The 21,296-nt window shown below is 44.3% G+C and carries 16 protein-coding genes, 3 tRNA genes and 1 pseudogene; 9 read left to right on the top strand and 11 right to left on the bottom strand.

What is annotated here, in order from left to right:
- Positions 1-1,127 precede the first annotated feature (1,127 nt).
- The 5 genes from PPRES148_RS05790 (at position 1,128) to PPRES148_RS05770 (ending at position 5,435) form a co-directional block, all read left to right on the top strand.
- Entirely contained in the window at positions 1,128-2,726 is a 1,599-nt protein-coding gene (locus tag PPRES148_RS05790; RefSeq protein WP_149453638.1) for a 3D domain-containing protein, read from the top strand.
- 168 nt (positions 2,727-2,894) lie between these two features.
- Positions 2,895-3,128, top strand: coding sequence for a hypothetical protein (locus tag PPRES148_RS05785; protein ID WP_149453637.1), 234 nt, complete (start codon positions 2,895-2,897; stop codon positions 3,126-3,128).
- Between the two features lie 113 nt (positions 3,129-3,241).
- On the top strand, positions 3,242-4,084 hold the full coding sequence (locus PPRES148_RS05780; RefSeq protein ID WP_149453636.1) for a PHP domain-containing protein: 843 nt from the start codon (positions 3,242-3,244) through the stop codon (positions 4,082-4,084).
- Between the two features lie 317 nt (positions 4,085-4,401).
- Positions 4,402-5,250 (top strand): PHP domain-containing protein, encoded by an 849-nt coding sequence (locus PPRES148_RS05775; RefSeq protein ID WP_149453635.1) that lies wholly within the window; start codon positions 4,402-4,404, stop codon positions 5,248-5,250.
- Positions 5,241-5,435, top strand: a complete 195-nt coding sequence (locus PPRES148_RS05770) for a hypothetical protein (protein ID WP_149453634.1) — start codon at positions 5,241-5,243, stop codon at positions 5,433-5,435. The genes PPRES148_RS05775 and PPRES148_RS05770 overlap by 10 nt, the downstream gene beginning before the upstream one ends.
- A 533-nt stretch (positions 5,436-5,968) precedes the next feature.
- Here PPRES148_RS05770 and PPRES148_RS05765 read toward each other — a convergent pair.
- The 4 genes from PPRES148_RS05765 to PPRES148_RS05750 all read right to left on the bottom strand — a co-directional run bounded on the left by PPRES148_RS05765 (position 5,969) and on the right by PPRES148_RS05750 (position 9,903).
- On the bottom strand, positions 5,969-6,151 hold the full coding sequence (locus PPRES148_RS05765) for a hypothetical protein (RefSeq protein WP_149453633.1): 183 nt from the start codon (positions 6,149-6,151) through the stop codon (positions 5,969-5,971).
- Between the two features lie 91 nt (positions 6,152-6,242).
- Positions 6,243-7,217 carry a transposase gene (locus PPRES148_RS05760; protein ID WP_223127975.1) on the bottom strand — a complete coding sequence of 325 codons (975 nt, stop codon included), beginning with the start codon at positions 7,215-7,217 and terminating at the stop codon, positions 6,243-6,245.
- 182 nt (positions 7,218-7,399) lie between these two features.
- Positions 7,400-8,737: an IS256 family transposase gene (locus PPRES148_RS05755; protein WP_149453264.1), complete on the bottom strand. Its 1,338-nt coding sequence runs from the start codon at positions 8,735-8,737 to the stop codon at positions 7,400-7,402.
- 827 nt (positions 8,738-9,564) lie between these two features.
- Positions 9,565-9,903 carry a transposase gene (locus PPRES148_RS05750; protein ID WP_149453631.1) on the bottom strand — a complete coding sequence of 113 codons (339 nt, stop codon included), beginning with the start codon at positions 9,901-9,903 and terminating at the stop codon, positions 9,565-9,567.
- A 237-nt stretch (positions 9,904-10,140) separates the two neighbouring features.
- Here PPRES148_RS05750 and PPRES148_RS05745 point away from each other — a divergent pair, with 237 nt between their 5' ends.
- A complete protein-coding gene (locus PPRES148_RS05745) occupies positions 10,141-11,079 on the top strand; it encodes a hypothetical protein (RefSeq protein WP_149453630.1) in 939 nt (312 codons plus the stop codon).
- Positions 11,080-11,595: 516 nt separating this feature from the next.
- On the opposite strand, the gene PPRES148_RS11320 is transcribed toward PPRES148_RS05745, so the two are convergent.
- The gene (locus PPRES148_RS11320) at positions 11,596-11,760 is read right to left on the bottom strand and encodes a hypothetical protein (protein ID WP_187820694.1); all 165 of its coding nucleotides are present in this window, start codon (positions 11,758-11,760) and stop codon (positions 11,596-11,598) included.
- 151 nt (positions 11,761-11,911) lie between these two features.
- Between PPRES148_RS11320 and PPRES148_RS13305 the strand changes: the two are divergent.
- A pseudogene (locus PPRES148_RS13305) lies at positions 11,912-12,798 on the top strand (transposase); the annotation flags it as partial.
- A gap of 136 nt (positions 12,799-12,934) precedes the next feature.
- Here the strand turns inward: PPRES148_RS13305 and PPRES148_RS05720 are convergent.
- Positions 12,935-13,609, bottom strand: coding sequence for a hypothetical protein (locus tag PPRES148_RS05720; RefSeq protein WP_149453625.1), 675 nt, complete (start codon positions 13,607-13,609; stop codon positions 12,935-12,937).
- 528 nt (positions 13,610-14,137) lie between these two features.
- Between PPRES148_RS05720 and PPRES148_RS05715 the strand changes: the two genes are divergently transcribed.
- Both PPRES148_RS05715 and PPRES148_RS05710 read left to right on the top strand, forming a co-directional pair.
- Positions 14,138-14,953, top strand: coding sequence for a L,D-transpeptidase (locus tag PPRES148_RS05715; RefSeq protein ID WP_149453624.1), 816 nt, complete (start codon positions 14,138-14,140; stop codon positions 14,951-14,953).
- 572 nt (positions 14,954-15,525) lie between these two features.
- On the top strand, positions 15,526-17,073 hold the full coding sequence (locus PPRES148_RS05710; RefSeq protein ID WP_149453623.1) for a hypothetical protein: 1,548 nt from the start codon (positions 15,526-15,528) through the stop codon (positions 17,071-17,073).
- Positions 17,074-17,381: 308 nt separating this feature from the next.
- Here PPRES148_RS05710 and PPRES148_RS05705 read toward each other — a convergent pair.
- The 5 genes from PPRES148_RS05705 to PPRES148_RS05685 form a co-directional block, all read right to left on the bottom strand.
- Positions 17,382-17,453: transfer RNA gene (locus PPRES148_RS05705), tRNA-Val, on the bottom strand.
- Between the two features lie 86 nt (positions 17,454-17,539).
- Positions 17,540-17,612: transfer RNA gene (locus PPRES148_RS05700), tRNA-Ile, on the bottom strand.
- Positions 17,613-17,641: 29 nt separating this feature from the next.
- A tRNA-Asp gene (locus tag PPRES148_RS05695) sits at positions 17,642-17,718 on the bottom strand.
- Positions 17,696-17,986, bottom strand: coding sequence for a hypothetical protein (locus PPRES148_RS05690; protein WP_149453622.1), 291 nt, complete (start codon positions 17,984-17,986; stop codon positions 17,696-17,698). Before PPRES148_RS05690 ends, PPRES148_RS05695 begins: the two co-directional genes overlap by 23 nt.
- Before the next feature lie 1,970 nt (positions 17,987-19,956).
- Complete coding sequence (locus PPRES148_RS05685; RefSeq protein ID WP_149453621.1) at positions 19,957-20,982, bottom strand: hypothetical protein; 1,026 nt, start codon at positions 20,980-20,982, stop codon at positions 19,957-19,959.
- Positions 20,983-21,296: the final 314 nt, after the last annotated feature.

Raw genomic sequence — 21,296 nt, 5'->3', positions numbered from 1 at the left:
TTTTGATACGGACTACGGTTTTCGCTACTTTCCCTAGGGGTTCATTTTTGTTGATCTTCCCGGTTTCCACCCGACAGGATTCAGTCCTTGCCCTTCTCTGAATCGCCCACAATCGGGATATTTTTTCCAGCAGCATCCAGGTGTTTGTTTTGTAACCTGATATCCACCAGCTGATTACGGAGGAAACAAACCCCCTCCCATTTCCTGGGTGCCCTACTGGTACACGGTTTCTCTTGTTTTAGGCAGCCATGGGACGTTACGATGATCGTTCTCTGTTGATGTAGGACGAGGGATCCGAGTTCGTTTGTTGGGGGAGATCGTTGTATGAGTGGGATATACAGACCTCCGGATGGATCAATGCTTCACTAAGGGTTTCTGACGCGATGTGCGCGAATGTTTTGCAACGCGATCAAGGGGGATATCCTATCTCATCACTTGCCCGTAGAGCATATCCCTCCCCTCCCGTGGTACATGTTGATCCCCTGGGTTTCGTGAATGGAGGGATATTTTTTATCCTGTGGTGAGTATGGAATAGGAAAGAAGTATACCGGATGAATGTTGTAAATGGGTTGTTTTGGAAGGTATGTTGAAGAATTTCGAAAATATGGATAAGGGGACCCATCTCAAGGTGTGCGTGTTCTTAGTAAAAATTGTGGTTAGTTTTCCCATGATGGCGAGGGATTCGTTTCTGGGGTGATACGTTCAATAGGTGTTATCCTGCTGTAATTGAATATCAGGAGCGGGGGCCCTCGGGGGCTTGTATTGGGGGGGTTGACGGGAATGGGTGAGCTTGCCGCCGCATATGGGGGAAGTGGGTAGCCTGAATTGTCCCCTATAAGGGGGGGTAGTATTTTTATGGAGTATACGGTTTGGGACGGCGCGGGGAGGAATGTTATTCCTGTTCTTATATTGCTCCCGGTGTGGACAATGCAGTTCCATCCATGCTACTATTAAGAATAGCATATTGTTTATTTAAAATTGATTTGGATGTTTTCTAAAAATTGTTTAATAAACATATAAATGATAGATCCGGAAATGACAGGTTTAAGGGAACACCGTATGCTTGGACACGTAGAATTCGAGGGAGATGGGTAGTCTGCGGTTGGCGTACTAGGGGGTAGGTTTCCATGAGAGGGTTTTTGAAGGGGCGAGGTTACTGGCTATGGGAAAACACTGTGCTTGTGTTGTTTTCGGGGATACTATGGATTGGCTCTGTCTGCGTGGTTCCTTGGGACGGGGTGATCTATGCTGGAGCGGTAAGGGATGTTTCCCCTCAATCCGTTGGAAGGAACCTCATCCCCTTTTCCTTGGATATTCAGTCCCCCGAGGGGAAAGGTCAGGATGGTGATCGGGGAACTCACAAAACGGTGGAGACCGTTCCATCGGGAACAACGGTGATGAAAGCCCTGGCCAGTACTAAAGATTTTGTGAATTTGAAGGGTCCTCACCAGGTTTGTATGCGAAAAGGTTCCCTACCCTCTTCGGGATCCTATGGGTGTGGGGTGGTTGTTAGTCCCTCAGATTTACAACCGTCCCCATTGGGGGAAGATGCCTTTTCTGGGTATTTGGATGATTTTGTACAGGAAATCGAAGAGGGGGAGAAGAAAAATAGTGGTGTAGCCTTTATGTCGTTCCGTCCTTTGCCGGGAAGTTTCTATGAAGGTTTGCAGAGGGGTATGGAGATAACTGTGAGTCCCTTGCGGGCAGATATAAGTAGGGGTCTGGATCCTCGTAACAGGGATAAGATTGTGCAACAGACATTGTATAGGTCCCTCGATAGAGGGGATGTGTTAGGTGTTGTCGAGGTGAAGGTGGGGGAAAAGGATAAGCGCACAAGTTGGGAGGATTACTGTCCGGATTGGCTTGTGCCATACGTTGAAAAATTGTTGGATTACTTCCATGAGTCCGGGAAACCCATGAACGCAGAGGTGACTGCGTATCATGAACCTGTGGGTAAACGAACAGCCTCAGGAAAACCCGTAGATGTAGGTGTGGCAGCCGTTGACCCCAGTGTGATCCCCATGGGCAAGTGGATCTCTATGCCCTCGTACAAGTACAACGGTGGATGCCTGCAGGCGGCTGATACGGGGGGAAAGGTAAAGGGAAATATTATTGATGCTTTTGTAATGAGTGAGGAAGAGGCCGAAAAATGGGGCCGACGTAATGTGAAGGTGCGGATCTTTGATTCTAAGGATGCCTGTGTGAAAGCACATAGGGATAAGGGGGGAATGTCCGTCGTGGAAGATATCAGGGATCTTGTGATGGAGATGCAGGGATCTTTTTTTCACGCGGACACGGCGAACGTGACGGATGGGGGGAGAGATCCCTCCTCCCCCATGTCGTTGTCTGTAGGGGGATCCCAGCATCCATCAGCATCCCCTCAGCAGTCGACGCCGCAACCAGGATCCCAGCAGTCGACGCCACAACCAGGACCCCAGCAGTCGACGCCACAACCAGGACCCCAGCAGTCGACGCCACAACCAGGACCCCAGCAGTCGACGCCACAACCAGGACCCCAGCAGTCGACGCCACAACCAGGATCCCAGCAGTCGATGCCACAACCAGGATCCCAACAGCAGTCGACATCACAACCAGGATCCCAGCAGTCGGTACCGCAACCAGAGTCCCAACAACAGGCATCCCGGGAGAATTCTATTTCTTCTGATGGACGTGATAGGGCTTCCAAGGGTAAAGATGCTAAAAAAATGGGGACCCAAAAGGTTTAATACTCTATTCCGGCCCTATTTGGTTGGTTTTGGGATTGGGTGTGATGCGTGTGATCATGTTTCCTCCTTGGCTTGGCTTGTTCTCTCATTCTACCCATGGGGGTATAGGGTGGGGATGTATGAGGTAAGCTAGGCATGTGGCAACTCGAAGCAAGGAGGCGGTCCCCTATGTTTCTGGACCCAGGATGTTCCAAGTCCACCTGTGGGAATGGACAGGGTATGACAGCTAGTTCGAGGAAGGGTTCTGGCAACCAACAACAACAACAGAGGAAGGATGCGGTGGAAAAGTTAATGGAGGAGATAAGTGAAGAGTTGGGGGTGAACAGCGGGACCCGTTCTGTGGATGAGGCGCCGTCGACCTTCGCGAAGCGCCTCAAGAAAGCAATCCGTAAGCGTATTTGAGAATTTTTTCTATAGAAATCCATTTTCCCTGTGGTTATGATGATGCGTGAAGAGCGTCCCCTTTCGGGCATGGGGGCGCTCTTCGATATTTTTTCCATGAGGAGGATGGAAATATGGGTTGGGATTTTCATGTACATACACAGGCTTCCGATGGGTGTTTGAAGCCAGCGGAGGTAGTACAGCGTGCGTCTTCCCGGGGTCTGGATGGTATAGCGATTACAGACCATGATACTCTGTCTGGAATCCCAGAGGCGGAGAGGGAGGGGCGAAAGTGCGATGTCCGGGTTATCCCTGGTGTGGAGATTAGTACGTCTTGGAAAAAGGAGGATATTCATATTATTGGTCTTTTTATTGATCATAAGGATGTATCATTGCAATATCATTTAACAGAACAGCGTGGTTTGCGTCAACGGAGGAATGATTGTATATTGAGTATTCTGAATAATATGGGCCTATCCATTACCCGGGAAGAGGTCCACAAACAGGTCCCCCCAGGGGGACAGATGGGGCGGCCTCATATAGCTGCGGCATTAGTCGAGAGGGGTGTCGTGATTACCAGAAGGGAGGCTTTTGATCGCTATTTGGGCTCGCAGGGAAAGGCCTATGTAGGGATGGAACGGGCCCATCCTCGGCAGGCGATCGATTGGATTCACAAGGCAGGGGGAAAAGCGGTTCTCGCACATCCGGGTATTTATAAGGGGAATTGGCAACAGGCAGAGTGGTTAGAGGGTCTATGGGGTTTAGAGGTTCACCACCCGGATCATACCGTGGCGATTTGTGATGAGTGTTGTGACATTGCGGCCAAACGGGGGTTGTTTCCCACATCAGGTTCCGATTTTCACGGTATTGTAGATGGAAAAGCCTACCATGCAGAACTTGGGACTTGTGCTTTATCATCGGCCCAGGGGGAACGGTTATGGGAGAGAATGTATCATCGCAGGGATTCCTCATCCTGAACCGGAATATCGTCGGGTGGCTTTTGCTTGATTATGGGTTTAAAGGATGAAATTAGTATGGGGGATTATTTTTTCCTTATATATTAATATTCCCCCCTGTCGGGGGGAACCCCATTTCCCTAGTATACCTCGGGGATACAATGGGGGCATTCCAATCCAGGCGGATATGAACACGGGACCCTATTACGAAACATTCGGCCCACTGAACAAGTGGTTCAACCCTCGTTCCTAGGACTGAATCCCTAGGCCCGATATTCATTCAAGATCTCCCTGGGTTGGTTTAGGAGGTAAAACGAGTAAAGGGGATATGATGGATCATGGGTTGGGATTTCCATACGCATACCACAGCTTCTGATGGTGCCCTGACCCCCACTCAATTGGTGGAGAGGGCGTCATCATTGGGTTTGAGCGGAATCGCAATTACGGATCATAATACGGTGGCAGGAATCGAAGAGGCTCAGCGGGCGGGGGAGAAGTTGGGTGTTTGTATTATTGCAGGGGTGGAGGTAGGCGCACGGTGGAAAAAGGTGAGAATGCATGTTTTAGGGTTGGGTGTTTCCCACACAGACCACGTTTTTTTAGATCGTCTTGCAGGACAGCGTCGTATTCGTCAGCGGAAGAATGAGTTTCTGTTGCAATACCTCCGGGGATTGGGACATGGGATAACGGAGGAGGAGATCATTCTTCATGGGGGTAGATTGGGGGGGGAAATCAGTGAATTGCATGTGGCTACACTTCTTGTGAAACGAGGGATTGTTGGGAATCATCAGGCGGCCTTGGAACGTTACATTGAGCCAGCCTTGGAACGTTATGACCATTATGATGAAACAGGGCGAATTGAGCCTGTGGAGGCTAGTCGCTGGATCAAAGAGGCGGGTGGGAAGGCCGCTTTAGCGCATCCCGGTGTGTACAAGGTGGATTGCCTTGCTACGGATTGGATCATAAAGTTATGGGGTATTGAGGCAGATCATCCCAGTCATTCGCGGGGCCAACGGGAAAGGTACCGTTCCTTTGCCCAAAGGCACGGTTTGGTAGCTACAGCGGGTTCAGATTTTCATAGGGTGGAAAACCAGCAGGTCGTCCGCTCAGAAATAGGGTCATGTAGTCTGCCAGAAGGGGAGGGGAGGATGATTTATCGGGATCTTTATGGGGAAGATTGTCCCTAGGTGGATGGAATGAAAATGGAGGACGGGGGAAAGAGGGGATCGATGAACGGGACCAACGATTGTCCTTATGTATGAAATGTTCTGAACATCCAGGTTTTGAATCATACGTGATGGATACGGCTGCAGGTTCCAAGGCCACGAAGATACGTAGCATCCTTCTAAGAGAAGCTGCGGCATGTAGGTAACGTTGATTTCATGCCACTTATATGAGAATCATCACAGCGCCCCAACCGACGAAAAAGGGTGGGGGAGGCAGCATCCCAAAGGGTGTGTGCATTTTCTGGGGGATTTTTAGTCCTACTTTCTTTTCTCTTTGGGTGACCTTTTCCTGTATTTTTTAGTCATAATTATTTTATTAATTTGTACAGATAGAAAATTCATTCTTGTCCTTTTTTAAATTCACGCACCAGCACCATATCTGTATCCCCCTCTCCATATAAAATTTTCCGTTAGTGGATTGCCTCACCTAAATTTTCGAAGAACCCTCTGCTGCTAGGAGGATGGAAATTCTTAGATCGGATGGGTGAAGGCGTCCTTTTAGGGGTTCTCACAGAGACTGATAAAGCGGGGGTCTCCGCTGTTCATAGCGGGTGGATGAACAGAGGCTTTAGGGTATGAAATTATTGCATGAATCAGGCAGGCAGTATTATGGGGTAGCATATGGAGAACGGATGGTAAGCAAACAGATCGTTTGAGTTCACCGGGCTGCCCTATAACCCTAGTTGATAGGCTCTCTCCCCTTTTCATTATGGACAGCAGTTGCGACTAAGTACACGCCAAATCTAAGGGGTATGGTACCTTGGGGAAAGTCACGAAAGGAGAGAACCAACAACAGACCTGTCCTATACGTTCGAGCAGCATGCACAGTGTACAAGGGGGATGGGCCCAATGGGACGCTCACTGTGCAACATAGTACCTTAGTTTGGAATGCCGAAACGAACGGGATATCTCCCTCTCCCAACTGCCCATGTAGTTCTATATGTAAAAAATGATTATGGGGTCCAGGATCTAACACGGGAATATCGAGGTTTGTACTCGGTTTGGGTGCGAGGACGGTTGGATAACACAATCACTAGATTTTTGTAATTTTTATCATTCTTAATCCCGAAATATCGGCGCATGATGGACTTGACGAAACAATTTCTACCCTCTGCAACGCCATTGGTCATTCTACAGAGGTGGTAATTGGCGATATAATCCTCGCCGGATTCTAAGCTTTTTGCCGCGTTTTGAATGCCCACGCACTGGGATTGTAGTCTTGCTTCCATCAGAGCACGCAGAGCGTCTCGAGTCTCCCGGATCGTATAAAACTCATTGTCATACCAATGCCCCAGTGCAGTCACAAACCAGTAAGCTTTCTCCAAATAAGACCAAGAGGAAGTATACTCAAAAAACCTCTTTAGGAAGGCTCTCACTTGAGGATCCATGGTTTCCCAATAACGGTTCTTCAAGGCACCACGGATCGCCTGCTTTATTTTTAAAAAATAATTCTTTTTCTTGTTTTTGAGCATATTTTTGTATTCTGATATGAGGTGTTCATACATATCGAGAATATATGATATGCATTCATCAACATCATCCCTAGATAGCATAGATTGTTCATACTGTTCCCGAAAACGGGAGCGGGTTTTCTCTATTTTTCCGTATTGGAGTTTGAGGTCAGGAAAGTATTGGAGTAACTCCTGCAGTACCAGTTCATCCTGGGGTGTAAGTTGCTTATAAAGGCTTTTTTTGAGCAAATCCAGAAGCATTTGGTCAACGGAATCAACGAATTTTTTATTCTTGAAAAAGCCCGTTACAATCGGATGCAGGGCATGATCCCTTATGTTCATAATGATATGGAATCTGTCATGGATGATCACCGCATCACAATAGTTTTTTTCTATGAAATTACGGGTGATATCCCTTTTTCGGTTGTAATCTCCCCCTGATTGACTTTCTTGGGTTCCCCATCCTTCGGAAATCATATCATCGTAATGAATTATAACCATTGACATACATAATAAAAGTTAAAATTACACAATAATTTAAAAATTATAATAAAACATAAAAAATTACTGTAAATGGCAATTATGTAAAAAAATGGAAGCCATACCCATACTCAGGGTAGGTTGGTTTTCCTGAAAATAAATGTAAGAATATTATTTTTTTAGTGTGAAGATAGGGGATACATGGCAGGGATAGCGAATTCTCCCAGTCCCCATGCGGACACAGAGTGATTATCCATCCCACTAAGTTTCTTTGCCTGCTCTAAGTTGAAATTTTTATACACGGAATCAATCACCCTTTGGAATGAATCAAGGGTAGGATAACAGCTCACTCCATTCGTATAACGTCTGGCCTCCCTGTGATTTCTCTCTAAGGAACCCGTTGTACGATTTTGAACAGCATCCGCTAGGTCGTAATCGAGATACGTTGTCACATCATCAAAGGAAGCCCATAGACCTTCAACGAGCTTGGGCAACTTGGATTGATAGTCATCACTAAAGCGTATCAAGCCATGAAGGGCTTCTTTTTTGTCAAGAACATGAAAAATGTCTTGATAAATCCGGCTTCGGATGGGTTCCCACTTCACTCCTTTTTTTCTCGGTCTATCCTTTCTGAAGGCCTGGTAAAGATTCACCATTTTGTGGAATTGACACCCTTGAAAACCTGCTTCGGGATATACTTGGCTTAGCGCCTTTCTGATTCCCTTATGACCATCAGCAATAAAAAGGGTATCAGGACCCATCCGTAAACCACGGTCGTAAACATTTTGGAGGGCTTCATACCAAGTTTCAGCTGTTTCGGGGGGATTTACCAAACTTGATAAAACCTCATCTGTTTTTATCCCTGATGTATTTTTCCTACTCGCTTTTATGACATAGACAGCTACTTTCCCGAATCCACGAACGGGTTTGTAGTAAGCATCCACCTTTACGGTCCTAATTTCATGCGGGTTTCTTATGGGTTCCTCATTGAATCCTCTATTCTCTTCCTTTAGATGTCCCATAAGTAATCTTGACACAGTGGAGCGTGAGATTTTTGATCGCAGAATATCATTCGACAATTCGGATATTTTTTTTATGGACATACCGGCCTTACGTAAGGAGGAAAGAATATCTATACACGACTTCGTATATTTTTTGTAGGGTTTAGTAACCGCAGATCGGAAATGCCCTTTCCTTGGCTGGGGGTCATAGTAAACCACAATTCCTTTGCTGGTGCGTTTTTTACGTTTTTTATAACCATTTCGGTCTACTTTTGGGAAATCGGGACCCCTTTGGTGTTTCTCCCGGCCACCTAAAATTTGTTTTTTAAACTGATAATTGGCTATAAAAGTATAAGCCCTCCCCATGGGACCAGGAGCCCATTCAGAATCTTCCTCGATCTCTTCCACTACATGGGGGATGGATTCCTGAAGCGATAATCCTTTCTGTTCGTAATGTTGTATACGTTCTTCTATCCTTTTTTCCATTCTGTCTACATCCAAGTCAATTGGAATCATAAAACCAACCTTTCCTATATTAAGTTTTTCATTTCAGAAACCAAGCGGTTGTCCTCTATACATTTCCCCACTCTTGTCTTGTATTTCCCTTTTTTATCTCACCTAACCCTGTTGATCATCATGCATATCGCGGAGGATCCAGAAGGGATCATGGAACAGAGTTTTTGAGTAGAGGATCGACTGTTTCCCAAGGGCAATAGCGGGAATTGCGTATGTAAAAGTGAGAAGGACTATAGGGTCGCATAGGGCTACATAAGGGCAACGACAGTCATAGAAGAACCCCCCTTCCCCACAAGGGAGAGGGATAAAAGAAGGCCATGCAGCAGCGCCATTCTGGAGCCCCCACGATGGAGAAGCCAGGCGCCATTACACAATGGGCCAGGCCAACACAAACAACAATGGTGAGTTGGAGGGAGGAGGGGTAGGGGCGCGAAAACCCCCTGGCCTAGGCCAGGGGGCAAGGGGAAAAGAACAAAAACACAAGGGAATCAAAACAAAAGATCAAGGGACTAAAGGCAAAAACAGAGACCAAAAACAGGGGGAGGGAGAGCTTTAGGTTCTACTGAGATTCCCGTTTCGTGTAGGAGGGACGTTTTGCTGACCTATGGATTCCTCCAGAGGGAACCCCCTGATTAAAATAAAATTATTCTGAAGATATATCTAACCACGATTCCGAGAAAAAGCACCCCTATAACGCCTTTTGTGCTATTTACAATATGATTTAACAATAAATTTCTATCTATTTATTAAAAACATAAAAACAATTGTTAATCGAAAAGACGCAAATAGGGAATTTTTAGGGACCACAGACTACCCGCTCTTGAATCTTACAGCGGAAAGTGGGATATGACCAAATTACGATAGGACCTAGCGCCATCAATAATAACGGCAGCTGGTTTCAGCTCAAGCAATTCCGGGTGGAACTCCTTGATATTCTTTTCGAGTTCTTCTTGACTCCTCCCCTTGATCACGGCCAATACAGTCTTATGAATCGGATCATGAAAGAGGGTTACGTACTCATTTCCTTTACGTACAGCAGCGGTATCATCGATGTAAACGATACCATATGTACACAGGGCACAGAGCCGTTTCAGTTCCTGAGGGGATAACACTACACCCCTTCCTTCTCCATCGTACATAATGGTATTTTTCTGACTTCGATCCATCAGAGGGAGTTCGTCCGAACTATCAATTTTATCAAGATCTGTTGATTTTACTATATTTTTGTTCCCTGCACATACCCGTTTCGGATGCTTCCGGTTGACTTAAATTCATAAAGTAAGTTAGAATAGTGCGCATGGGTCATCCTTACCTGGAGAAGGGATAGGGCTTGACCTTGATCGACACTGAATTAGATTTTTTTGATTTGTTATATATATTTTAAAATTATGGAGTCGATTATAATGAATAAAATAAATAAGAGATATGCGTTCGCCATATTTTTTGTCATTCCTACATTATGGGGCCCTTACCATAAATCTGCAGCTTCCTCCCTACAGAGGTTAGCCAGGCCCGATATCCAGAATCTATCATCTTATGATGAGTCGGGGGCACAACAGAGGAGTAGTTCATGGTGGAAACAGCGTCTACAACAACTGGAACAAAAAATCAAACAACTGGAACAACAACCAGGGTACCACCAGAGGAAACAGGGGGTGAAACAACTGGAACAAAAAATCGATCAACTGCTACAAAACATAGATCCAATAGACGAACAACTGGAACAATCGGAACAACGACTGCGGAAACTATCACAGGAACAATTGGAACAACAACCGGAGTACCAACAACTGCTACAACTGCATCAAACAGTCGAACAAGCGAGCCAACTGCATCAAAAAATCGGACAACTGGAACAACAACCGGGGTACCAACAACGGAAACAATTGCGGAAACAACAGGAACAACTGGAACAACAACTACAGAACATCGGCCCAATGGACGAACAACTGGAACAACGACTGCGGAAACTACCACTGGAACGACTGCTACAACAACCAGAGTACCAACAACTGCTACAAGTGGAACAAAAAATCGGCCAATGGGAACAACTGCAGGAACAACTGCGGAAACAACAGAAACAACTGGAACAACAACCATGGTACCAACAACGGGAACAACTGCTACGACAACTGGACCAACTGGAACAACCACTGGTTAAACTAAAACTGGAACAACTGGAACGACCACGGTACCAACAGTGGAAACAAGAACTGGAACGACTGCTACAACAATTGGAACAAAAAATCAAACAACTGGAACAACAACCATGGTACCAACAACGGGAACAACTGCGGGAACAACGGCAACAACTGCTACGACAACGGCGGCAGCGGCAATAGCAACAACTGCTATGACAACGGCGGCAGCGGCAATAGCAAGCAACTGCTAACGACAACAACAACAGCAGCGGCAATAGCAACAACTGCTAACGACAACAACAACAGCAGCGGCAATAGCAACAACTGTCCAATCCCCCACCATTCTATGGATCGGTGGTATTTCCCCTCTGGGTGTTGGGTCAAAAGTATGAGAGATAGTACCAGCCGATCGTTTAGACACGTTCACTCCAGTTTTCATACTTGCTATCATACAATCATAGTATACTATTTACTAACAAATATATGTGATGGGTATTTCCATTAATAAATAAATACATTATATTTTAAAACATAGGATAGTTCCCAAAGACGGTTGCATCCCAAATTTGGTGTCAGGGCCCCGAGTGGGCCCTTTTTTGTCCTCCCCGCGTCATCTAATGACCCGTCTCTGAATATATTTTTTTATTAATTATTTCAATCTAATATATAATAAAATCTAAATTGACCCTAATTACCATATCTATCCATTCTCCCCCATTATTTTTCCCTCGCGTAGAACCCCTCTGTTGGACCTTTTTTAGTACTCCTGGTTGAAATCCTTTGCGAGGGGCAAATCTTTTCCTCCGGATCCTTGTTCCCCTCGCGCAGAGAGCCCCAACGGATCCCTCTTTCCCTGAAAAGGGCCCTTCGCCCCCCAACCATTACTTGTGTTTCCCCAAACTAGTGGTGATCCCAAGGTTCCCTACCTATCTTGTTTCTTATTGTGCGATCCCAAAAATATCATAGACAAAATTACTTGTACATATTACAACATCTATTATTAAATTTATAATAGATAGGGTGACATAACACCATGAGTTATCAAAATTCTGGCCCCGTTCACTGGACATGTGAAAAGGATATGCGCTCTTTCTTACGATACCGATTGAAATATCTACAAAAAAGCGGGAGTTCGTTAAAAGAAGCTATTTTGCATTTGGAGAGAGAGCTTTCCCAGAATTCCAATATTGGTTTACATGATTTTTCCAAGGCTTTTGAGTGGTTAGTCGATCATGAGTGCGATCATTATCGAAGATAGGAGCTGCGAGAGAGGAGTCCTGGCAGTTCCGGTAGGATGATTCGCAGAAACGGTTACAGGAAAAGAACCATACAGACAGGTTGCGGTTTCATCACGATTTTCTTTCCTATAGTACGGAAGGGAAGATTCGAATCCGTTCTTGTGGAGCGTTATCAGAGATATACCCACTGTTGGTTGGAGAAATTGTACCCCCTCCGTGCTGATTGTGTATCTCTGCAGGATTTGTCGAGACGATCCCCGTTGTTATGCAATAGTGATATCCTGCGCTCCACTCTTTTCTCGCCGGTTTAGACGCTATTATGATTCCCATCTAAGTGCATGGAATCAACGTTCCCTACAAGGTAACAGCTATAGCTTCGTCCAGGCAGATGCCACCTACACTTATGTTCGTGGTAGGGGATCCGTAGCCGTGTACATCGTCATGGGATTCAGCAATCGAAATGGTGTTCGCATTCAAGACATTTTGTACTATGGGATCGATCAACCAGAATGTGTTCAGACCTGGCGCAAAGTTTTTCAAAACCTCCCGTTCACGCGGTTTACATACTATACCCCTGATCACTACAGATGCCCATGACGGCCTCATACAGGCCATACAAGAGGAGTACCCCCTGTCCGATTGGCAACGTTGTATAGTTCATTGGACCCGAAATCTGCAAAAACTACGGTCCATATTCAGAATGGAACATATTCAATTTTAAATTCATTTATACTGAGCAAAACATTGCAGTATGGGTATGCTGATTCAATTCTCTCCGTTGTCTTTTTCACTATTAACCATAAAAAAATAGGACCGTCCTAGGTTCTCCTGGTTCCGTAACCATTAAAGTACGGAGACCCGGCATAGGCGCTTGTCAAGGGCAGATTGTATTGATTGGGGATCCTTTGTATTTTTAGGACAACGACACGGACTGCTTCTGTACAGGGTATTCCCCATAGCTGCATGATGGACAAGCTTTGTTTCAGATAGTCGATAAAGACCTCCTCTGTCTTAGGAAGATACCCAAACTGTTGTGGAATCCACATCCGGTCCATCAACCACAGGTAGTAGTTCCCAATGACACATCCTTGTGAAGGTTCTGCCTCCTCTAGAGCTTCCTTGAGTGTTCTGGCTATCCACTCAAAAATATCTATATCACTAAAGCCAAGATTCCGTAACTTCCCAATCACCGCTTCAAGCAATATCTTTGTGGTTATAAAATCCTTGGCCCAATAGGTGGTTTGCAATTTATTTTTGTTAGCAGACAAAAATTGAATGCTCTCTACGACGGACTCGGGATCCAAATCCTTGTTGGGGTTCATGTTCAGAAGAACCTCGGAAAGGTCCCGAACCCTACTCTGGAAAATGCGTTCACAGTGTTTGGGTACGTCCGATAAACCGACTTCAACATAAGATATTACGCTGTCTATACTGCCAAGGGGATTTGTGATAGAGTGGGGGTAGGTCATTAGCTCTAACACCTGCTTTTCCATAGGAATTTGAGGGTTCTCTATGGAGCATTATAGCAGAGGAGGGGCTAATGACCTAATTTTTTTGTTGTTTTCTTAAATAACTATCAAACTAGGGGACTATGATCCTTAATTTTACAGTCATCAGATAGGTGCTCTCTAGCAAGCATCTTATTCGTTTTCTAATACGTCACCTCATAAACATATTTGCCCACCCGATTCCTATAAAAAAATTCATGCTAAAGAGTCGTCGTTCATCTACCCGCTATGAACAGCGGAGACCCGAATGGGATAGATGGGGATAGGGTTTCCGGCCTATATTTGTCTATGCCTATAGTCGTATCCCTATTTAATATAATATTTTACTATATACATATATATATTTATATGTTTATATATAAATATAAAATAAATATAAAATAAATATAAATAAGTTATCATTAAATAAAAAAATATAAGTTGTTGTGTTCCATGAGGTGAAGGAATATCATTGGATTTGGGGTTGGTTTCGGGATCCATATATGCTAAAAATAGGATGGGGGTCATAAGTTTATGAATAAATTTTTGTTGTGTTTGGTTTCTTTGTCGTGCAGCTTTTCATTTTTATCGATTGCCTTCGCAGAAAGCAATTTCTATTCTAAAGGGACTCATATAGTAGTTGATCTTAAGGAAAATATATTGAAATTATATGAGGGAAAGAAACTACAGAGGGAATTCCCTGTGGTTACAGGAAAGGATAGCACTAAAACACCGGCGGGCGTGTTTAGTATATCGTATAAAGAGCGGTGCCATCCGTTCAGGGACAAGAGCACAAGAGAGATTTTGTATGAGGGTTGCGCAAAGGGTAATCCGTTTGGTTCTGTTTTCATGCCTTTGCAAGGTGGAGATGGGGTAGCTATTCACGGAACTAGTAGTCCGGATCTTGTTATGAAGCATGCTAAGGTGTCTCATGGTTGCATACGTATGTTGAATAGGGATGCGGAGGAATTGTACGGTAGGGTTTCTGAGGGTACATTGGTTCGTACTGTGCAGGGTAGTGAGAAGGATAGTGAGAACATGGGAGATCAGGATGAGAAAGGAGGCAGCAAGACAAAAGATAATGAGGGCAGCAAGGCAAAAGATAATGAGGGCAACAAGGCAAAAGATAATGAAGGCAGCAAGACAAAAGATAATGAGGGCAGCAAGGCAAAAGATAATGAAGGCAGCAAGGCGAAAGATAATGAGGGCAGCAAGGCGAAAGATAATGAAGGCAGCAAGACGAAAGATAATGAGGGCAGCAAGGCAAAAGATAATGAAGGCAGCAAGGCAAAAGATGATGGAGGCGGCAAGGCAAAAGATAATGGAGATGATGAAGGGGGGAACAAGTAGTAAGGAGGAAAACCATCATCTGAGAATGGTGTAGAGAGGGCTAAAAAGTGGATACCAGGGGGTATCCACTTTTTCTATAGAGGCCTGTGCCGGGGGGTCTTTCTTTGTGTATTTTAGGTTTAAATTAAAATTTTATGTAATTTACTATTAATATAATATGGTGATGGTTCGGTTAACAGGGTTCATAATTGTCCTCTGGGGTTCAAATAAAAATGGAAAGTGGGTTGCATCCCAAATTTGGTGTTGGAGTCCTGATACCAAATTTGGGATGCAACCCACCTTTTAATGTAAATAACTTACAAAATAATAAAAATTATAAAAAATGAATACTTTGAATAATAATATATATATATATGATATAATCATATTATTAAATATATTTTGAAAAGGGGGGTATATTGTTCATGAATAACAAAAATAAAAAAATAATATCAATATTCCTTGTTAGCTCATTATCTCTAAGTCTTGCAGTACCGGACAATACAAACGCATTTTTTTTCGGTTTGGGATCTTTGATGAGGGCGGGATTGAGGGGGGCAGTCGAAAGACCCAGAGTAACAGAAAGGGCACGCATGGCGCCACGAGAAAAAACAGGCGAATCAACACAAACACATGCAACTCGGGACGATGCCCCCCTATCACAACCATCAACAGGACATAAATCGAAAACAGAAACCACCCGGAATGATAACAAAACCTCACCGCAACAAACGGCAGAAGAGGGCATACCGGGAACAAAAAAAACCGGGGACGAAAATTCCCTACCACAACGGATAGGAAAGGGTGACAGTGGGAAACCTGCCCTTACAAAGATTTTTGAATCCGAGGAATACAAAAGGACAGCCAAAACTCTGAACCCTGAGGAATTGACAAAACTAAGAGAAAACTTAATTAGCAAGACCGCAGGTAGAATGGTCCAGAAAAACAAGCAACGTAATCCCGGTCGATGGGTGAAAAAGAACCTCTTTCCCATATCGGCAGTGGGAAGCACCGCGATAGCCCTTTATGTGGCAATACACAACAAGAACAAAGACTTTCAGGATTTAAAAATTAAGCAACAAGAATTGGAATTGAAAGTGAGGGACCTCAAAAAAAAATTAACGTCCAATGCCCAAAATGATGAGGACGAAATGAAAATCAAAAAATCACTGATCGAAGATGAGAAAAATAATGATCCTAACTACACAGGATTCATGACAAAAATGGATGAATTATATAAAAAATATGATTTCAACACGGAACTAACAGATAGCGAGGGGCGCGAAATTCTCAGGAATGGGATTCAAACATTGGGCATAAACAAAAACGGAGGTAGCAATATGAAGGATAATGGCGATAGTGAGAAAAAAGAATCAAATAAACCAGCGGATAAACAAGGACAAGGCTTACAGAAACAGACCGAGGAAATAGATTCAAAAATGAAAGAAGAAGCGGAGAAGTTTTCGGGGGGGAAATTCAAAACAGCGTACGTAAGCGAAGACGGGAAGCGCATAGATGTCCGAACGGAATTGAGTGACGGGGGAATTGTGAATGTACCTTTCGAAGATAATCAATTGAAAACAGACCAAGCCGTGAAGACAGCATCTGGGTCTAATCAATGGGAGTCTTTCAAGGATATAGGAAATACAGAAAAACCCATAAAGGAAGAGGGGTCAAAATCAGGCATAAACAAAAACGGAAGTAGCAATATGAAAGACAATAGTGGTAGTAAGGAAGAGGGGTCAGAATCAGGCATAAACAAAAACGAAAGCAGCAATACGGAAAACAATGGCGATAGTGAGAAAAATAAAACGAACTATGGTAGTAATTCGGGCAACGCTATTACAAGATGGGTAAACAACCTTTCTGAAGAGGGGGAATGGGAGAAATTAAAGGAGGGTATGAACAGGGATCCTGGTGGGAACCTTGTAGGTGCAACAGTAGATGTACCCATAAGTGCCTTCAACAACGGATACCGGTCGATCGCGGATTTTGGACAGGATACAGAGTACAAAAAACAAAAGATGAAAAGATTTGATTCTGGGCCTTTGAGTTTTCTCACAGAACTTCTTGGACCTTATCCTGATGTCATTGATTATGGTGTGAGGAAATTGAAAAATCTATTCGGGAACAAATCATAAATTCCACAGCAAAATAACAATGATCAAAACTGAATCCAATATCAACAATCACCATAAGGAGAGATTACCCTGTTCAATCCAACCTCAATGATCCCAGATCATGTCCTGGGTAATAAAAGTAAACTGCTGAATGACAAACACAGAGAAACCTGATGCTGTCTGATACTACAGAATCGTGACAGCATCAGGGGCTACAAAATTATCCCCGGAATCCCCTATTTCGAAAAAACTACATAACCTAAGAGACCCATGGCGAATCAAACAGAACCCAACCCACAACAAACTGAAAATAACCAAAAATACAGAAATGGACAGTATAGGAATCGAACCTACGACCTCTTCCGTGTCAGGGAAGCGCTCTCCCCCTGAGCTAACTGTCCTAGAAAGGAAAACACACAACCCCGAACACGACAAAACGCGCTTAAGGAACAACTTCATTCCCTGAACGCATACAAAACAGTGGCCATGGGCCCAACAGGACTCGAACCTGTGACCTATCGGTTATGAGCCGACTGCTCTACCGACTGAGCTATGGGCCCACATACCCCTATGGAACACAGCCAAGAAATGGCGGAGCTGACGGGATTCGAACCCGCGATCTCCTGCGTGACAGGCAGGCATGTTAGGCCTCTACACCACAGCTCCATCTCCCAATCGTAGAACAACACAAGGGCCAACGCCCCCGCACAAGGCAACACCCATTAAGGATACACCATTGTTCCCAAAAGTGCAAGGGGTCATCACCGTATTTTTTCTCCACCTCATACATTTGCTTTACGGGACGGAATTTACTATACCAGGGAGAAGCTGGGAATCGGCTGGGGGTGTCGAGTAGGGCCGGCATCTCAGTCAACCCCCCCACGTCGGATAGGGCTGCTGGCACCCGGAGCCAACCCTCCTCCCCACAGAACAACGTACTACTCTCGCATTATGCGTCTCTTATGGTCCTATCCTAGCGTCTTATGGATATGCCCATGGACGAAGCGGTTCCCGTACCTTTCTCGTATATATTGGATCCACTTGCTGGCCTTTCGCATGCTATTGATTGGGCCCCTTATAAGCCCACTAAGTCAAAACATTGTCATCAAAGTTGCGTAGTAGATTTTCTCAGATGTGGGGGATCAAAGGTGCCATAGTAGTGGACCCAGTCCCCCCATATGGGATTGGGCATTTTTGTTACCTCGTGCAGTTTCATATCTGGTCTTACGTGTTTTTTTATTTTCTCCCCCCGTCCAACCATCCTTCTCTTCGATTTCCGTCTGGTGGCTGGATTGTAACTTAGAAATTTTACTGGATCTTGGCCGCATATCGGATCTGGGGGTTCAGTCCTGGGGGTGGGGGTTGAACCATTATTCGATAGATCGAATGTATCTTGACAGGGTTCTGTGTGTTGTGTCGTGCTCTATGAGGGATGGGGGAGGAGGACCCCCCGGAATCGGCAGGTGGTATGCAGAGTTCAAACCGCCCAGATTTATGGTGGTGGGCGTTCTAGGAAAAAGCAGGATGAAAGAATCCCGTCCAGTGTGAATCAGGGGGATTGGTAAAGCGAACCATGGGAGGAAAGCATTGAAAGGCTCAGTCGATGTTGAAACAAGGGACCTATCCTTGGAACAAAGCCATGGAGGGCGAACCACCTACTGTTCTGGCGGCATTCGGTGCACAGATGGAATAACTTGATGTAGGTCCTCATTAGGGAACCACGGGAGACTATCGCACGGACACCTGGCCTTAGCCAGGAGGTGTAAAGGGCTAAGGGTATACCACAAGGCCCCCGTGAACAGAGTCGGATCAACTCATAGTAGTGAAGAAACCCTTGTAATGAGGATGGAGTAAAGGGGTTGAATGGTCTGCCTGGACCAGCCAACGTACAATTTCCGAAGCAAAGAGATGATGGTGGGTTAGACCCATCGGGTTTAACTGGACGCACAATCTGAGGTAAGGAGATGATCGCAAGTTGGACCAGGCAACATTGGATCGAAATTCGGATAGAACACAGCAGAGGAAGGTACGAAGAACGTTACACCGAGACTGGGATCCCGAATGGGCAAAATCCTATGGGATCATAGGGCATAGGGTCAAAAGTCTTCCGCAGGGCTTCTAAATCTTCGGGACCTATCTTTTTTAAAATATAATATATTTATTTAATGATAGTACCCATCACATGTATTTGTTAGCAAATAGTATCTTGTGATTGTATGATGGCAAGCACGAAAACTGGAGTGGGCGTGTTTAAACGATTGCTGGCACTACTCTCATACTTTTGACCCGACACCCATAAGAGCCACATAATGCGAGAGCAGTACGTGTGGTTTTGTGAGAGGGTTGGCTTAGATGTCAGACCTACCCGACGTGGTTGTATTTGTCTAGATTTGAATTTTTCCCACCGCAAATTACCATCGGGGTGACAAGGCTACCCATTCTTTTATAGAGGGAAAAAACTATGCCCCCAAGCCCGATTTTCGTCAACGTTTGGGGGTTCGGATTGGGGGGAACTAGGAAAACCCTGCTATCGTATGTCGCAATAGTCACCTAGAAAATGATCAGCGAAGAACGCCATCGTAATGTTTCATAAAAATGAATATAGTTTCTAATACACATAAAATAAAATGAAAATTATTCAATAATTTAGAATAAATGCAAATAATAGAAAAAATAACATAATTTTTTTTATTTATTTTATATATTTATTTTATAAATTAATAGAGACAGTTGTTCTTTAGCATAGGCTCGTGTACAGTGAACTGAATAAACAAACCAATTATGGAAGGAAAGTAGGCCCCTACCTAATTCATCCTTACAATCCAGAATTAGGAAAAAGTCGCTCGAGGATATTTCGGGCCCGAAGTTTGGCCAATATTCAGAGTTCACACCCGCAACGAGATGCTATGGGCTGCTTTTTAGACTCTGGGTTGCATTCGTAAAAATTTCAGATGATTCTCTATATGTCAACTCTGTATTGAAATTATGTTTTCCAAATATTTCTCTCATCGCCTCCTCGTACCTTGTGTAATGAGTATCATTATTTTTCTTATCTTCGATCAGTGATTTTTTGATTTTCATTCCGTCCTCATCATTTTGGGCATTGGACGTTAATTCTTTTTCGAGGTCCTTTACTTTCAATTCCAATTCTTGTTGTTTAATTTTTAAATCCTGGGAGTCTTTGTCCGTGTTGTGTATTGCCATATAAAGGGCTACCGCGAGGCTTCCCCATGCCGCTATGGGAAAGAGGTTCTTTTTCACCCATCGACCGGGATTACGTTCCTTGTGTTTTTGGACCAATCTATCTGCGGTATTGCTGATTAAGTTCTCTCTTAGTTTTGTCAATTCCTCAGGGCTCAGGGTCTCAGCTAGTCTCTTGTATTCATCCGATCCAAGAATCCTTGTCAGGGAGGTTGTTTTTTTATCCACACCGTGATTTAGATTGGACGCCCCCCTTCCGCTTGTCCCTGGTTTCCCTTCAGTGATCTGATTCATGGGTGATGCAGACAATGCTTCGCTTCCCATTCCTGAATTTATTTTGCTATTGGGAACAGAATCTGATGAGGATTGGGACGATGGTAGGGCTCCGTTGTCCCATGTTGTCCTTGTTTCCGATTTACCTTTTATCCCTTGTTCCGGTAGGGCTTCGCCGTCCCATGTTGCCCTTGTTTCCGATTTACCTTTTATCCCTTGTTTTCGCAGGGATTCACCTTCCCATGTTGCCCTTGTTTCTGATTTACCTTTTATCCCTTGTTTTGGCAGGGCTTCGCCTTCCCATGTTGTGGTGGTTGGTACGGATCTGCCTACTTTTGTCTTTGGTGTTCTCCTTAAAAATTCCCAAAATGCGTTTACATTATCGCATTGTATAGGGGTTATAAGTAAAGAAACTATGAGTAGTATTGGAGTTATTTTTTTCCTTCTAGAATTCACATCGTACTCCCCTTTTTTATATGATAGTAATTTCGTATAATGATATCATATAGGTACGTTGTACCCTATTATAACAATGTAATTTATTATATTCAAATATTTTCTCTTCATTAAATAATATTTAATATTTAGTTTTCAGATCGTATTCAGTTTTTGGAATGATCTTTATCGTGAGGACTTTTTCTGACTTTTCACTTGATAACGATCAATCATCGACCTCGTTATGGCAGGGGTGAGAATCGTGTGATAGAGCATATGTAGAGTATGTGTGGATTATACGTTTGAAAGGGAAGTGGACAGGGATGAATACCATA

This window comes from Pasteuria penetrans, from assembly GCF_900538055.1.
GTDB classification, from domain to species: Bacteria; Bacillota; Bacilli; order Thermoactinomycetales; family Thermoactinomycetaceae; genus Pasteuria; species Pasteuria penetrans.
The sequence above is the reverse complement of the archived record's forward strand: the minus strand, read 5'-3'. Positions and strand labels throughout refer to the sequence as shown.